A 15961-nucleotide genomic window follows, 5' to 3' on the forward strand; every position below is an offset into this window, starting at 1 on the left:
ACCTTGAAATCCAGTCAATTGTTCATCAATAGAGCCAGCGATAACGCAGGCCTACTTCGGTCAGCGGCGTACCCGTGGTACGGGCCGCGGTGTCGTGCGAGACATACAGCGACAGATGGTCGTTGCCAAACACCGACCCGGCCACGCCCACCTGCCCGCGGAAGTTGTGCCCCGCGCGCGTGTCGTACAGCGCACCGGCTTCCAGGAACGGCCGCCACTTGCGCGTGTAGTCGTCGATCAGGTCGGTGCCGAAACCGAACAGCACGCCGGCCTGCGTGAAGCTCTGCGGCATATAGAACGCCGGCGTCGCCTCGTCATCGCCGGCCGGCAGCAGCCGCTGCATGGTCGGCGACAGCGTACCGCCATTGGCGCTGTAGATACCGCGCGTGCCGACGATGCGGACCGTGTAGTCCGGATACTGCGTGCGGATACGATAGCCGGCCTCGACGTCGAAGACCATGCCATGGCCCAGCGCGGTGCGGTCCTGGCCGTAAAAGTGGTTGTACTGGGCGCGGCCGCTGATGAACTCGCGCAGGCCAAGCCGCCACGTCGCGCCAAGTTCGACCACGTCCTTCATGCCGCCCACGCGCAGTTGCGCCGATTCATCGGCCTGCTGGTTGTAGCCCACCGTACCCGTGTACTGGATGCGCCCTTCCTGGTTCCAGTTGCCGGTCAGGCGGGCCGTGGTGAAGCTCTCCAGGCCGTCTCGCCGGCCCACCCCGAGCAGCCAGCTTTTCTGGCTGTCGCGATAGCTCAGCGCCAGTTCGGCACGGCGGTCCGATCCCGGCACGTTGTCCAGCTGGGTGCGGTCGGCGCTGCGCTGGTCGCGGAACACGCCCCGCAGGTTCAGCGCATAGCCGTCCCACAGGCGCGCGCCGCCCGCCAGGCTGTACTCGTAATATTCGAGCGGCTTCTGGCGCTGGAACGTCACGCGCGGCTCGATGGCCTGGGCATTGAACAGCAGCGCGTCTTCCAGCGTCTGCTGCAGCGTGTCGTCGGTACGGGCCAGTTCCTGCGTCTCGAACGCCTGCGTCTGCGCAGTGGACAGGCGGTCCAGCTGGCGATTGGCCTCGATCTGGTTCGCCACCGGCACGCGGCCGCCCTGGCGCTCCATGATCCGGTCGAGCTGATCCATGTCGTTGCGGTCCAGCGCGATGGAAATCTCGGCATACGCGGGCCGCTGCATCCGGTCGGCATAGTGCCGGGCCAGCCAGGCCCGCGCCAGATCGTTCGATTCGGATGACATCGCCCAGGCCAGTGCTACCTCGCGGCTGGCCGCCGAGATCTGACCCTGGCGGCGGCGTTGCGCCTCGGTCAGCGCGGCGGGCGGCACCGGCTCCAGCGACGGCAGGCCCGGCACATTGCCCAGTTGCGACGGCGACCTGGCATCGCCCGGCGCGGCACGGCGCGCGGCCACTTCGGCGCGATCACGCCGCAGCATCTCGATGACGAGACTGCGCGACACATCGCCTGACGCGAAGATCTGCCCAAGCGCCACGGTCTGGCGGCGCAGGTCGCCCCGTGCCGGACCATCCTGCGCGTCGTCTTCCGCGTCGCCGTCTTCGTCGTCGCTTGCCGATGCATTGGCCCAGTTCTGGCCGCCCGCAGCCCACGCATGATGCAGGTCGATCCACGCCTGCCTGCGGATGCGCCAGGCCGTCGACGTCTGGCCGATGGCTTCGTAGGCGTCGGCGGTCAGGCCAAGCCAGAGCGGATCGGCGTTCTTGCCCTGCTGCATCTTGCGCAGGTAATGCAGCGCCGTGTAGCCGTCCTGGAAGCGCATGGCGCCGGCGGCATACGCGCCCCACAGGCCGGGGTCCTGCTCGGCACTGGGCTTCAGGCGCTGCATCACGGCGCGCACTTCGCTGTCGGTGCCGCTGTCGACAAGCGCCCACAGCAGCGCACCGAAGGTCTCGCTGTCGGCGTCGGGCTGCCCGGCGGCCCGGCGCAGGTCGGCCAGAGCCCGGTCGCGGTTGCCGGTCAGGCGCCAGTACTCGGCGCGGCGCATCAGGAATACGGCCGACGATTCGGCTTCGCTGCGCAGCTCGGGCGTCAGGTCGGCCAGCAGCTGGTCGATGCGGCGCCAGGCGTGCGCGCGCGTGTAGTAGTACACCGCGAGCTGGAACTGGTCGAACTTGCCGTTCTTGCGCCAGCTTGCTTCGGCGATCCGTCCCGCGTCGATGGGCGAGCGGTCGTAGTACGCAATCAGGTTCGAATAGTCGGCTTCCACCGTGTCGCGCACTTCGGCAATGCAGTCATTGCGGGCGGCGCCGGGCGGAAACTGCATGCAGTGGTCGTCACGGGTCTCGGCCATGGCGAACATCATCTGGCGATAGCCGTCCTTGAGCAGGTCGTCGCGTTGCGTCAGGCGGGCCAGTTCGGTGTACGTACGCCAGTACAGCAGGTCCTGCGGGCCCGCCTGCTTGCGGGCCGGCAGCAGCGCATCCATCGCCTCGTTCAGGCGGCCTCGTACGAAGAGGATGTTGGCGCGCTTGACCGCATATCGCGGCCGGGCGCCGAAGCGCTTTTCCAGCTGGCCATAGAGTTCGAAGGCGCGATCGTCCTTGCCCGCACGCTCGGCCAGATCGGCATTGCGCTCCATCGCCTGGCGGCCGGTCGGGCCGTTTGCCAGCGTGTCCAGGAAGGCCATGCCGGCCTCGGGCTCGCCCAGCCGCTCGTAGGCCGCCACCACCTCGTCGATGGTCTTCAGGTCGCCGCCCGTGGCGCGGTGGCGCAGCGCGGCCAGATAGGCGCGGTCGTCGTTGAGACCCGGCGCCAGGCGCATCACGTTGTTCCAGGCGCGCTCGTCGTTGGTCGCTTGCGCGTACTCGAGCCAGCTCTGCAGCGCGATCATCGGCTGGCGGTTCCATTCGGATACCTGCGCCAGCCGCTCGCGCCAGACCGGCTCGTGCGGCAGCTTGCGCACCGCCGTCTGGGCCACTTCCTGGGCCTGGTCCAGCTTGCCGGCCGCCAGGAACACGCGGTAGGCCAGGTCGTAGTCGTCGGCGTTGAAAGACTTGCCGGCCGCCACGGCTGCGGCCACTTCGTCCTTGGCCGACGCCTGGGCCTCGGCCTGCGTGGGATTGCCCGGGCCCGGCCTTGGCGTTGCCTGGGCCAGCATCGGCGTCGACGCGGGCTCGGCGTGAACACGGCGCAGGCCGAAGCCGCCCATCTGTTCACGCCTGGCCGCGCCACGCGGGCCGTCGAGGAAGACATAGCCGCGGGCCAGCCACGGCTCGGTATCGGAAACACGGCGCACTTCAGCGCGAACTTCGGCACGTGCGGCGTCGCGGCGCAATTCGGCCAGCGCAATCTGCGCCGCGCCGGACGGCTTGCTGGCCGACAGCTTCAGCAGCCGCTCGACATACTTTGCCGCCACATCTGGCTTGTTGGCGGCCAGCGCCAGCCTGGTCAGGTAGCGCAGCACTTCGGGGTCGTCGAGCAGCTTGCCACCACGACGTTCGGCTTCCACCAGTGCTTCGTCCAGCAGATTGCCGGATTGCAGCGTTTGCAGCGCCTGCAGGAACAGCGTGCGCTGCTCGTACAGGTTCTTCGCACGCGCCTGCGCGTCGAACAGCGCCTGCGCGGAATCGCGATAGTTGCCACCGGCCAGCGCGATGCTGGCGAGCTGGCGGTTATAGAAGTCGAGGTTGGCCGGATCGCGCTTGCCCAGCGCGCGGAACAGCACGCTGGCCGCTTCGGCATCGCCAATCTGGCGCGACTGCGTGGCCAGCGTCTGCAGGTCTGCCAGCGACCAGCGGCGCATCGCGCTCTCGGCAGTCGCCTGCTTGAGCAGGTCCTTCATCAGCGCCAGGCGCTCGGCGCGCTCGGGCGATTCGGGCTGCGCCGCGTAGGCGCGCTGCTGCGTGATCTCGATGCGCGTGCGCAGGATCTGGCCACCCAGGTCCTGGCCCTGCACCGCCATCATGCGTTCGAGCATCTTCTCGGCCTCATCGAGCCGGCCGCTGCGCGCGTACTGTTCCGCCAGCACGCTCATGAAGCTGGTGTCGTTGGGCGCCACGCGCGACCACGCTTCCAGATAGGCCACGGTCAGGCCATCGACCGTACGGCCCTGGCCAAGCAGGCGTTCGCGCAGCGTCTCGCGCGGGAACATCAGCGCCAGGCCGACACCTACCATCGCGGTAAAGGTCAGAACCAGGGCCGGCGGCAACAGCCGCTCGCGCTCAGGCGCCGCAGCGGACTTCGACTTGTTGCTGGACATGGATCGGATCATTCACCGCAGGGGTATCGAAACGCAGCGTGTTGTTCTCGTGCACGCCACGGGCGGGCTTGCCATCGATGGTCACGCTGCACTGGCCGGCATTGGCAAGCCGGAAGAACGGCTTGTAGTAGCCGGAGAAAGCAAAACGGGTCACGCCGCCGTCGCGACGCCAGTCGCGCACCAGGCCATTGGCCTCGGGCAATTCCGGCACGGCGCGCGTGGCGGCCGGCACGAAGCTGAAGCGCGCATTGCCGCCGTCCAGATGCACATAGATGCCGCCGCCGGGCGCCGGCGACGAGCCGGTCACGCCCCTTGCCGAAGCCACGTCGGGCACGCCGGCGCCAACCCAGCGCAGATTGCGAAGGTTGCCGTCGCCACGCACCACCCACGCGCCGCTGGCCGCAGCGCCATCGGTGCCGTCACCCAGTTCGCGCGCCACGGCCATGTTCTGCCAGTCGAGCACCTTGAGCACGTAGTCCGTGGAATGCATCGGCAGCAGGTTCTGCGTCAGCACGTAGTCGTACACCTTGCGCAGCGCCTTCAGCGATGCGGCCTTGGTGCCCGCGTAACTGTGGTAGTAGATGTTCACGGCCTTGAAGCGGTACGGCTTCTCGGTCATCTCGTAGGTCTCGATCACGCGCTCGAAGCCGTAGTACGGACCCCGCCACAGGTTCGTGTAGACGTTCTCGTTCTGGTTGGTCGCGAATACCTGGAACGTGTGGTCTGCCTTGTGGATGCCCAGCGGCGCGATAGCGGTCCAGGTGGGGTTGCTGCGCGTGATCAGCGTGTCGCCACCATTCATGTTCAGCACGCCGGCGGCATCGGTCAGCTTGATGGCTTCCGGCGGGGCCTGGCAATCGCCCGGCCACAGCAGCATCTTCACCGGCTTGTTCGGCGACAGCACCTTGTTGATATAGTCGATGGACCCGCCGATCTCGCGGTTCAGATCCATCTTGTATCCAGGGATCGCCAGGTGGAATTCCTCGTCGCCCTCGGTAATCCTTGCGTCGCTCTGCTGGCCAGGCACCGTGCGGCCCCATTCGAACGGGTGCGAATAGGTGTGGCTGGCCACCTCGACATACGGCTGCGCGAAGATCTTGCGTGCAATCGGCTCCAGTTCGGCAGTCAGCTTCGGGTACATGCCCGACTTGCCGACCTCGCCCTCGATCACCGACATCGTCATCGGCAGGCGATAGCGGTCGAAGATTTCCCGGAACAGCACCTCGCCGGAGAAGCCGCCGCCCGGAATCTCGGCCTTCGAGGCAAACCCGTCGCCGTCGATATGGATCGTCAGCAGGCGGCGCCCGCTCTCGGTGGTGGTGTCGGGCACCGGCATCGGGCGCAGGCGCAAGGCCTCGCGCAGGAAATCGAGCGGTTGCACGATCCAGCGGTCCTGGTCGCTGGAGGAGTTCTGGCGGATCGCGTAGTTCTGGCGGACGGCATAGGGGCCCGTCACATAGCCACCCCAGTTCGTGATGGCCGCGGCGTCGTAGGTCAGCGTACCGGCGCGCAGGCGCAGCAGCGAGCGCGTGTTGGCCGCCCCGTCCTGCACCTGTACGGCGACCGCCTCGGTGGCATCGGGTGCCACCGGCTGCTCGAAGCCCATCATCTTGTCCTGCGAGACGATCTGCACCGGGCTGGACGCACGCCCCTTGACTGACTTCAGGCCAAGACTCCGCAGCAGCGGACTGTTTGCGGGCATGCCAAAGCCGTTCATGAATGCCACGGGCACGCCCTGCTGGGTCAGCTTTTCGAGCCAGGTCTGGTAACGGCCGGCGTTACGCGAGAAATAGCCGTTGGACCAGACCACCACGCCCGCATAGCGGTCGGGCGTGATCTCCGGCAGCTCATCGCGTGTCTCGGCAAATTCGACGCGATAACCAAGGTAGTTCAGCGGCATCGACACGAAGCGCACGCCTTCGCTGTTGTCGATCGACACGCCCGGCTGGCTTTCCTGCAGCACCAGCACGCGGCGCGGCAATACCTCGATCTGGCCCACGCCCACCGTCTGCAGCCCGGAATCGGTCACATACGGCGTAATGCCGAGCGCGCGGATACGGCGAGCGGCGTCGCGCTGGCAAGTGCGGTCGGCCGGCGGGCAATAGTCGATCGAGATGACCGGCAGCTTGTACTGGTCGCGGATGATGCGGGCCTGGTTCAGCAGCCAGTCGCGGTCCTGCTGGCTGACCTCGGTGTAGGCGCGCTGCGCCTGGTTCCAGCCCCGGAACAGCGATTCGAAGACCACGCCATAGGCCAGCCCGTGCACCTGCGGCAGGATCTCGAAGCCGCGGTTGAACAGCAGCTTCGCGTCGGGATAGCGCGCCTTGATGGCCTGGATCACCCGCACCATGCCGGCTTCCTGCCTGGCGCGGTCGGCGTCGGTCTTGGCAACAAGGTGGTACGAATCCATCGTGTCGATGAAAAAACCGCGGTAGCCGCGGTCCCACAGCGGCGCGATGACCTTGTCGACGTAAAAAGCGGGCCAGCCTTCGGCGGCCTGGTCAACCACCCGGGCGTTCCAGGCGTCATTACTCCCGGTGAGCCATGCCTTGGGGATGGCGTTGAAGTAGGCGCGGCTGGGCAGCACCTCGCCCAGGCTCACGTAGGCAAACCAGGCGGTATTCGGGGTCTTGGCCTTGCGCGGGTCGAAGCCGCTATCGGGCTCGACAACGGCCACATCGAACGCCTGCAGCAGGTCGACGGGCGGCTTGCTGCCGTAGTGGAAGGCCACGTTGGGCGCGGTGGGGGTGCTCTCGACCTGGACGGCCTGGCCCGCCTGAACGGCCGGCGCCGCCTGGGCCAGCGCGTCGGCCGACGGCGTCAGCGCGCCCAGCATCACTGCGCCCGCCGATGCCACGACGGCAACGGCCAGCATCGTGTGACGACAAATGCGCCCCACGGCGCGGCGTGGCGCATTGTTGCCAACTTCATGGAAAAGTCCCCGGATTAAACGCTGCAATGGCTTCACTCGTTGTTGTCCGCTTTTTCTTTGTTGGTATGGCGCGCGGTCGTTGCTGCGCGTCCGGACGCATCCGCGTCGTGCGGCGCGCGCCTCGCATTATGCCGTTGGCCCATTCGAACTAGTGTTTTTCCTAATTCCCGGGCAGGTCGGATGCTAGGCCATTCGCCGGACCGAGATTGTCAAAAATTGTGCCGAAGCCACCGTGACATATGGCGGACACAGGCGCGTGCCACCCTGCCGGGTTAGGCATGGCATGAACCTGCAATAACCTCTGCAAGGAGGGAGACGCGGCAGGAAGACGGCCGGCATCATGCCGGCGGCGGGCGTTCGAAGGCCCGCGTGCCATGGACCTGGCTAGCTATGTATTGACATCTGATTCCCCGTTCTCGGATCCGGCGCCTCGGGCACCGCGATTTTCCCGGCTTGCGCGCAAGGTGGGTTGCGGCCGCCAGTTTCTGGTTATGACGCGCATTGTCACGGCATCATCCATTGGTAGCCATAGTCCATATGGAGTAGCGTTGGCGGAACGGTTTTGTGGCATACATGTCGGCGTGGTACCGCCAGCGGTTACGGCTGCGTACGAACTGTCGGTACCACAGATATGGAAATGCGTGTCGTACCGCCAGGCGAATCAGTCTGATGTCAGACAAATCCCCAAATGATCTAGAAATCTCTAATATCTGCTGTTCGCATGCCGAAATACCGTTAGGGGCATAGTCTGATTGACACGCGAAAAAAAACCGTCAGAATGACTGCTCGCATGTGCACCGGCCTGTAGCGTTTTTGCTCCGGTTCGTTGTGGGCAACATGCTTGGTCGGGCAATCACGCTCATTTGAAATTCAAGGTTGGATAGGAATATGGAAACCGGTACCGTTAAGTGGTTCAACGACGCCAAGGGCTTCGGCTTCATCACCCCGGACGCAGGCGGCAACGACCTGTTCGCGCATTTCTCGGCGATTGAGGGCAATGGCTTCAAGTCGCTGAAGGAAGGCCAGAAGGTCCGCTACGTGAAGGCGATGGGCCAGAAGGGCGAGCAAGCCACGAAGATCCAGGCTCTCTGAGCCTGAATCGCCGGGCCAATTATCTGGCCTGGGAAGCCCCGCTTCGGCGGGGCTTTCTGCTTTTATGCCGATCGATAATGTATTGCCTTGCTGACGTTCTGACCGGCTGGTCGATTAATAGGCGAATGGCATGGATTGTCGGGATTCCGATTGTCGCCTTATTTATAGTGGCGACAAAAATCGTGCATGCTCAATCGCTGCACAACTATGGCAACGATCCGTTCGTGCGCGTTTCAAGCGCCGTCGCGAATTGTCCCGAACCGGCCGGACCAAGGGTTTCCGAGGATGAATGGAAACGCGAGGCGCACCATCGCATCGAGGAAGGCAACCACTGCTATGCAGAAGGTCGCTGCCGACTGGCCAACGCGTACCGGTACGACAGCGAAATCGCCGAATCGCTGCAACGGCGACTGCAGGACCTGCGCCGTACGCTGCCCGCCTGGCAAGACAGTTCGCTCTGGATCATGGTGCGCGGCCGCTGGCTGACCGTGCAAGGCTGCGTGGGCGCCGGTTTCAACCGGCCGGCGTTCCTGGCCGCGATGCGCGAAATACCCGACGTCGAGAAGGTCATCGACCAGACCACCGCGACGCCGTCACGTGGCGTACCGTACGTGCGATACCCCGCCTCGGGTGACTCATCACCCACAAATACCCCGAATCGGTGATGTTGCTATAATCGCCCGACCCTGAAAACCCCGAAACCGGGCGGCTTCCAATAGACCGCCTGATATCTAGCGTGCCGAGGAAACCCGTGGCCGGTACTGAAATCGCAACGCCTGGCGCTCCGCTCGCCGGACCCACCGTGTCTTCCGGTAGCTCGTTCCATACCGCCATGCGGATCCTGCCGCCGTCGCAGCGGCAGGCCATGTTCGAAATCTACGCGTTCTGCCGTGCCGTGGACGACATCGCCGACGGCGATACCCAGCACGCCGACCGCCTGGCAGCACTGGAAGACTGGCGCGTGGACATCGCCGCCTGCTACGCCGGCAATGCGCCCGCCGCGCTGCGCTCGCTCGACGAACAGATCAAGGCGTTCAATCTGCAGCAGCAGGACTTCCATGCCGTCATCGACGGCATGATCATGGACGTCGTCAGCACGATCGTGGCGCCCGATGCGGCCACGCTCGACCTGTATTGCGACCGCGTGGCCAGTGCCGTGGGCCGCCTGGCGGTACGCGTGTTCGGCCTGGAAGAACAGCCGGGCATCGAACTGGCCCATCACCTGGGCCGGGCGCTGCAACTGACCAATATCCTGCGCGACCTGGACGAGGACGCCGAGATCGGCCGGCTCTACCTGCCCGCCGAGGCGCTGGCCGCCGCCGGCATTCCGTCCGGCACCCCGCGTGCCGTGATCGATCATCCGGCGATCGATACGGTCTGCCGCGGCATCGCCCGCGACGCGCAGGCACATTACGACGCGTCGACTGCCATCATGGCGCGCTGCCCGTCGCGCGTGGTGCGCTCGCCGCGCATCATGTACGAGGTCTATCACGAGATCCTGACGCGCCTGCTGGCCCGTGGCTGGCTGGCCCCGCGCACGCGGGTGCGCGTCAACAAGGCCAAGCTTGCCTGGATCGTGCTGCGGCATGCCATTGCGTGAGCCCGTGTTTTTTGCCGATGTGATGCACGCGGCCGTGGCCGCCGCATCGCCATGAGAGAAGTGCCCCCGAATTGATGAACCAGGCTGCAACGATCACCCGCCCTCATGACGACGCGCTGCACCGGCGCTCCACCGAGGCGTCTCTGCCCGATCCGCTCGACGACGGCATCGCGCACGCCGTGGATACGCTGCTGGCGCAGCAACAGGACGACGGCCATTGGGTCTACGAGCTCGAAGCCGATGCCACCATCCCGGCCGAGTACATCCTGATGGTGCATTACCTGGGCGAGACACCCGACCTGGTGCTCGAAGGCAAGATCGCCACCTATCTGCGCCGCATCCAGAACGCCGACGGCGGCTGGCCGTTGTTCCACGCTGGCGCGTCCGACGTCAGCGCCAGCGTCAAGGCGTATTTCGCGCTGAAGATGGCCGGCGACGACCCCGAAGCCGAGCATATGCGCCGGGCACGCGGCCGCATCCACGCGATGGGTGGTGCCGAGGGAAGCAACGTGTTCACGCGCACGCTGCTGGCCCTGTACGGCGTGATGCCGTGGCAGGCCGTGCCGATGATGCCCGTGGAAATCATGCTGTTGCCCGAATGGTTTCCGTTCCACCTGTCGAAGGTCTCGTACTGGGCGCGCACGGTCATCGTGCCGCTGCTGGTGCTGAACAGCCTGCGGCCGCAGGCGCGCAACCCGCGCAAGGTCGGCATCGACGAACTGTTTGTACGGCCGTGCCAGGCCGCGCGCCTGCCACGCCGCGCGCCGCACCAGAGCCCGCTGTGGGTAGGCGTGTTCCGCACGCTTGACGCCGTGGTGCGCATGGCCGAACCGCTATTTCCGCGCAGCATGCGCCAGCGGGCCATCGAGCGCGCCCGCGCGTTCACCGTCGAACGCCTCAACGGCGAGGATGGCCTGGGCGCGATCTTCCCGGCAATGGTCAATTCGGTGCTGATGTTCGACGTGCTGGGCGTGCCGCCCGACGATCCCGACCGCGCCATTGCCCGCAAGTCCATCGACAAGCTGCTGGTGGTGCGCGACGACGAAGCCTACTGCCAGCCGTGCCTGTCTCCGGTATGGGACACCTCGCTGGCCGCCCACGCCCTGCTGGAAGTGGGCGAGCCCCGCGCGATTGCCGCGGCATCGCGCGGGCTGGACTGGCTGGTGCCGCTCCAGGAACTGGAACTGCGCGGCGACTGGACCGTGCGGCGCCCGAACGTGCGGCCGGGCGGCTGGGCGTTCCAGTACAACAATGCGCACTACCCCGACGTGGACGACACGGCCGTGGTGGCCGCCGCAATGGACCGCGCCGAGCGCGGCGATTGCTCGAACCGCTACACGCCCGCCATTGCGCGCGCCTGCGAGTGGGTCATCGGCATGCAGAGCGGCAACGGCGGCTGGGGGGCGTTCGAGCCCGAGAACACGCATCTCTACCTGAACAATATTCCGTTCGCCGATCACGGCGCGCTGCTGGACCCGCCCACCGCCGATGTATCGGCACGCTGCCTGGCCATGCTGTGCCAGCTGGGCCAGATGCCGGCCAACAGCGAGCCGGCGGCACGCGCGCTGCGCTACCTGCTGGATGAACAGGAAGCCGACGGCAGCTGGTTTGGCCGCTGGGGCACCAACTATATCTATGGCACGTGGAGCGCGCTGTGCGGCCTCAACGCCGCCGGCATCGGCACCGGCGCGCCCGAAATGCAACGCGCCGCGCGATGGCTGGCATCGATCCAGAACGCCGATGGCGGCTGGGGCGAATCGGGCGACAGCTACAAGCTTGAATACCAGGGCTACGAAAAGGCGCCCAGCACCGCATCGCAGACCGCGTGGGCCATGCTGGGCATGATGGCCGCCGGCGCCGGCGATCACCCGGCCGTGGCGCGCGGCGTGGAATACCTGCTGCGCACCCAGGCCAGCCATGGCCTCTGGGACGAACCTTGTTTCACGGCGGTGGGCTTCCCACGCGTGTTCTATCTACGCTACCACGGCTATTCGCGCTTTTTCCCGCTCTGGGCGCTGGCGCGCTTCCGCAACCTGCTGCGCGACGGCAACCACGCCGTGGCCTGGGGACTGTGAGCGCCGTGGCTTCCCCGCAGTCGCCGGTACTGGTGGTCTGCGGGATGGATTTCGAAGCCCGCATCGCGGCCAGCCCCGATGTGGAGACGTTGTACGGCCAGCGCGGCGTGATGCTGGCGCGCGCGCTGGATGTCCGCCTGATGCAGGGCTGCGCCGGCGTCATCAGCTTTGGCGTGGCCGGCGGGCTCGATCCCACGCTGCCGCCCGGCGCCGTCATCGTGGCTACCGCCGTGCGCAGCGGTCAGACGTCGTACAGCACGGCGCCCTACTGGACCGCCGCATTGCGACGCGCCCTGCCCCACGCCGAAAGCGGCCTGCTGGCCGGCTCGGACACTCCCGTGCTGACCGTGGCCGACAAGACCGCACTCCACGACGCGCACGGCGCGCTGGCTGTCGACATGGAATCGCATATCGCGGCACGCGCCGCCCAGGCGCTGAGCATCCCGTTCTCCGCGCTGCGCGTGGTCATCGACCCCGCCGACCGTGCCGTGCCGCCGCTGGCATTCGCCGGCATGGCAGCCGACGGCAGCACCGACGTGGGCGCGATCATTCGCGGCCTGTTGAAGGCGCCACACCAGCTCGGCGGCCTGCTGCGGCTGGGGCGCGACGCGTCGATCGCGAAGAAGGCATTGGCGGGGGCGCGCCAGGCCGTGGGCGCCGGGTTCGCATTGCCCGAACTCGCCGCAGCCTGAAGGCCGCACCGCCTCCACTTTTCCTCCCTCCTGCTGCTCTCCACTCTTCCGCGCATGCGGGAGAGGAAGGCACACCCACGCCAGTCCCTCCAACGCCGGGTGCCCCCTGATCCACTACGGATTCGGTGCCGGGCGAGCGTTCGCCTTTCAGATTCCTTACCCGGACAAGGCCCGGCTTGACAGCCCTCCCCATCGCTCCTATCCTCACGATCATTCCTTCTTTAAGATCGTTGTTCTATCTTATAGAACACAAGAAATGGAGACACGCATGCCCCGCCTGCCCTTGCGCCGCAAGTTCGCCTACACGTTGCTGGCTATCGCCGCCGCCCCCGCGCTGCTGGCCGGCCCCGCCATTGCCGCCGATGCCTACCCTGCCCAGCCGATCCGCCTGGTGGTGCCGTTCCCGCCGGCGGGCGGCACCGACGTGCTGTCGCGCCTGGTGTTCAACAAGGTGGGCATCGCCACCAAATGGACCGTCGTGGTGGAAAACCGCGCCGGCGCGGGCGGCAATATCGGCCTGGATCTCGTAGCCAAGGCGAAGAACGACGGCTACACGATCGGCATGGGCCAGACGGCCAACCTGGCGATCAACCCGACGCTGTACCCGAAGATGCCGTATGACGCGCTGAAGGACTTCACGCCCGTGGCGCTGGTGGCGGCGCAGCCGGTGGTGCTGATCGTGCGCCAGGATGCGCCGTACAAGAACCTGGCCGATCTGGTGGCCGCCGCGAAATCGAAGCAGCTGTCGATGGCATCGGCCGGGACCGGCACGGTGGGGCACCTGACCGGCGAGATGTTCCAGCGCCGTGCCGGCATCAAGGCGCTGCACGTGCCGTACAAGGGTGCATCGCCCGCGCTGACCGACCTGATGGGCGGCCAGACCGATTTCTATTTCGCCACGCCGCCCATCGCCATGCCGATGATCAAGGCCGGCAAGCTGCGCGCGCTGGCGGTGACGTCGGCCAGGCGCGTGGCGCTGCTGCCCAACGTGCCGACCGTGGCGGAACAGGGCTATGCCGGCTTCCAGGCCGAGGACTGGAAGGCGCTGGTGGCACCGGCTGGCACGCCGGCCGACGTGGTAGCCAGGCTCAATGCCGAAGTCAACAAGGCTCTGAAGGACAAGGACACCATCACCAAGCTTCATGACGAAGGCAGCGAGCCGCGCGGCGGCACGGCGGCGGAACTGGCTACCTTCATCAAGAGCGAGAACACGCGCTGGGGCGCGATCGTCAAGGAATCGGGCGCTCGCGTCGACTGATCCGCGTCGACTAACCATTTCCTGGCAGGACCGTATGTACAAGCCGCTTCGCAATATCCGCGTGCTCGACCTCACCAACGTGCTGGCCGGGCCCTTCTGCTGCCACCAGCTGGCCCATATGGGCGCCGAGGTCATCAAGGTGGAAACGCCGGGCACCGGCGACCTGGCGCGCCAGCTGGGCGCCGACGCCGAGCTGAACCGCAACCTGATGGGCGTGTCGTTCCTGGCGCAGAACCCCGGCAAGCGATCGATCACGATCAACCTCAAGCACGCGCGCGGCAAGGAAGTGTTCCGCAAGCTGGTGCAGAGCGCCGATGTGGTCGTCGAGAATTTCCGCCCTGGCGTGATGACCCGGCTGGGCCTGGGCTACAACGACCTGAAACTGGTGAATCCGCGCCTGATCTACTGCGCGATCTCGGGTTTCGGCCAGGATGGCCCGCTATCGGACCTGCCCGCCTATGACCAGATCATCCAGGGCATGTCGGGCGTGATGAGCATCACCGGCGACAAGGAAAGCGCACCGCTGCGCGTGGGCTATCCGGTCTCCGACACCATCGGCGGCATGACGGCCGCATTCGCCATCGCCGCGTCGCTGGCCGATCGCGACCGCACCGAGGGTTATTTCCTCGACGTGTCGATGCTCGAAGCCACCATGGCCACGATGGGCTGGGTGGTGTCGAACCACCTCGTGGCCGGCAAGGACCCGGTGCCGATGGGCAACGAGAACATGACCGCCAGCCCTTCGGGCACGTTCCGCACCGGCGACGGCCCGCTCAATATCGCGGCCAACAAGCAGGAGCAGTTCGAAGCCGTGTGCCGGGTGGTGGGCCGCCCCGACCTGGCCAGCGACCCGCGCTTTGCCGAGCGCCAGTCGCGCCTGGCCAACCGTGCCGCGCTGACCGCCGAACTCGAAGCCGAGCTGGCGAAGAAGCCGGCCACCGAATGGTGGCAGCTGCTGAACGAGGCCGGCGTGCCGGCTGGTCCGGTGCTGAAGGTGCCTGACGTGCTCGCGCATCCGCAGGTGCGTGATCGCGGCATGATCGGCGACTTCGCCAACGTGCCTGGCGTGGGCCGCGACATCCGCCTGGTCCGCACGGGCTTCAAGGTCAACGGCACGGCGCCGTCGGTGGACACCCCGCCGCCACAACTGGGCCAGCATACCGACGACATTCTTGGCGAACTCGGCTACGCCGCCGACGACATCGCCACCCTGAAACAGGAGCGTGCACTATGAGCGAAGCATTCCCGATGGACGCCGGCCGGCAGGCCTCGCAGGACTGGTGGCGCACGAAGATCATCGACATGAAGCCCGGCGAGATCCGCTACCGTGGCTACCCGATCGAGCAACTGATCGGCAACGTGTCGTTTGCCCAGATGATCTGGCTGATGCTGCGCGGCGAACTGCCCGAGAAGCGCGAAGGCGAACTGCTTGACGCGGCCCTGATGGCCGCCGTCGACCACGGCCCGCAAGCGCCCAGCATCGCCATTGCCCGCATGGCCGCCACCTGCGGCGTGGGGCTCAACAACGCGATGGCCTCGGCCGTCAACGTGCTCGGCGACGTGCATGGTGGCGCCGGCGAGCAGGCCGTGGAGCTTTACCAGGATATCGCGCGACGCTTCGACGAAGGCGTGCCGTTCGACGACGCCGTGGCCGCCGGCCTGGCGAACTACCGCGATCTGCACGGCAAGTTCGTGTCGGGCTTCGGCCACCGCTTCCATCCGCTGGATCCGCGCGCCCCGCGCCTGCTGGCACTGGTGGACCAGGCCGCCGACGCCGGCGTGGTCTCGGGCCGCTTTGCCGCCATCGCGCGCGCCGTCGAGAAGAAGCTTGGCGAAGGCCGCGAGAAACCGATCCCGATGAACATCGACGGCGCCACCGCCGTCATCTACGCGGAACTGGGCTTCCCGGCACCGCTGGCGCGCGGGCTGTTCTGCCTGTCGCGCTCGGTGGGCATCCTGTCGCACGCCTGGGAGCAGTCGCAACAGGGCGGCCGCAACAAGGGCCCGATCCCCCGGCAGTTCCTGTGGACGTACGACGGGCAGCCGCAGCGGGATGTGCCGACGGGAGACTGAGTTCGGTCGGGGGCACG

Annotated in this window: 10 protein-coding genes; 8 read left to right on the forward strand and 2 right to left on the reverse strand. The window is 66.7% G+C overall.

Features of this window, described 5'->3' with window-relative positions; translation table 11 throughout:
- Nucleotides 1-25: 25 nt before the first annotated feature.
- Together ACOABP_RS20890 and ACOABP_RS20895 are read right to left on the reverse strand one after the other, a co-directional pair.
- Complete coding sequence (locus tag ACOABP_RS20890) at nt 26-4222, reverse strand: tetratricopeptide repeat protein (protein ID WP_474229991.1); 4197 nt, start codon at nt 4220-4222, stop codon at nt 26-28.
- A complete protein-coding gene (locus ACOABP_RS20895; protein WP_474229993.1) occupies nt 4185-7097 on the reverse strand; it encodes a bifunctional glycoside hydrolase/polysaccharide deacetylase family protein in 2913 nt (970 codons plus the stop codon). The genes ACOABP_RS20890 and ACOABP_RS20895 overlap by 38 nt, the downstream gene beginning before the upstream one ends.
- A 945-nt stretch (nt 7098-8042) precedes the next feature.
- On the opposite strand from ACOABP_RS20895, the gene ACOABP_RS20900 reads away from it, so the two are divergent.
- The 8 genes from ACOABP_RS20900 (at nt 8043) to ACOABP_RS20935 (ending at nt 15944) form a co-directional block, all read left to right on the forward strand.
- On the forward strand, nt 8043-8246 hold the full coding sequence (locus tag ACOABP_RS20900; protein WP_066737067.1) for a cold-shock protein: 204 nt from the start codon (nt 8043-8045) through the stop codon (nt 8244-8246).
- Between the two features lie 125 nt (nt 8247-8371).
- Nucleotides 8372-8911: a BON domain-containing protein gene (locus ACOABP_RS20905; RefSeq protein ID WP_474229994.1), complete on the forward strand. Its 540-nt coding sequence runs from the start codon at nt 8372-8374 to the stop codon at nt 8909-8911.
- Between the two features lie 86 nt (nt 8912-8997).
- Entirely contained in the window at nt 8998-9846 is an 849-nt protein-coding gene (gene hpnD, locus ACOABP_RS20910) for a presqualene diphosphate synthase HpnD (RefSeq protein ID WP_474229995.1), read from the forward strand.
- Between the two features lie 74 nt (nt 9847-9920).
- Entirely contained in the window at nt 9921-11921 is a 2001-nt protein-coding gene (gene shc, locus ACOABP_RS20915) for a squalene--hopene cyclase (protein ID WP_474229996.1), read from the forward strand.
- A 44-nt stretch (nt 11922-11965) separates the two neighbouring features.
- On the forward strand, nt 11966-12613 hold the full coding sequence (locus tag ACOABP_RS20920) for a phosphorylase (protein WP_474230476.1): 648 nt from the start codon (nt 11966-11968) through the stop codon (nt 12611-12613).
- A gap of 268 nt (nt 12614-12881) precedes the next feature.
- The gene (locus tag ACOABP_RS20925; protein ID WP_474229998.1) at nt 12882-13871 is read left to right on the forward strand and encodes a Bug family tripartite tricarboxylate transporter substrate binding protein; all 990 of its coding nucleotides are present in this window, start codon (nt 12882-12884) and stop codon (nt 13869-13871) included.
- A 34-nt stretch (nt 13872-13905) separates the two neighbouring features.
- The gene (locus tag ACOABP_RS20930) at nt 13906-15105 is read left to right on the forward strand and encodes a CaiB/BaiF CoA transferase family protein (protein ID WP_474229999.1); all 1200 of its coding nucleotides are present in this window, start codon (nt 13906-13908) and stop codon (nt 15103-15105) included.
- Nucleotides 15102-15944 (forward strand): citryl-CoA lyase, encoded by an 843-nt coding sequence (locus ACOABP_RS20935; RefSeq protein WP_474230001.1) that lies wholly within the window; start codon nt 15102-15104, stop codon nt 15942-15944. Before ACOABP_RS20930 ends, ACOABP_RS20935 begins: the two co-directional genes overlap by 4 nt.
- Nucleotides 15945-15961: the final 17 nt, after the last annotated feature.

This window comes from Cupriavidus sp. HE11 (assembly GCF_056097175.1).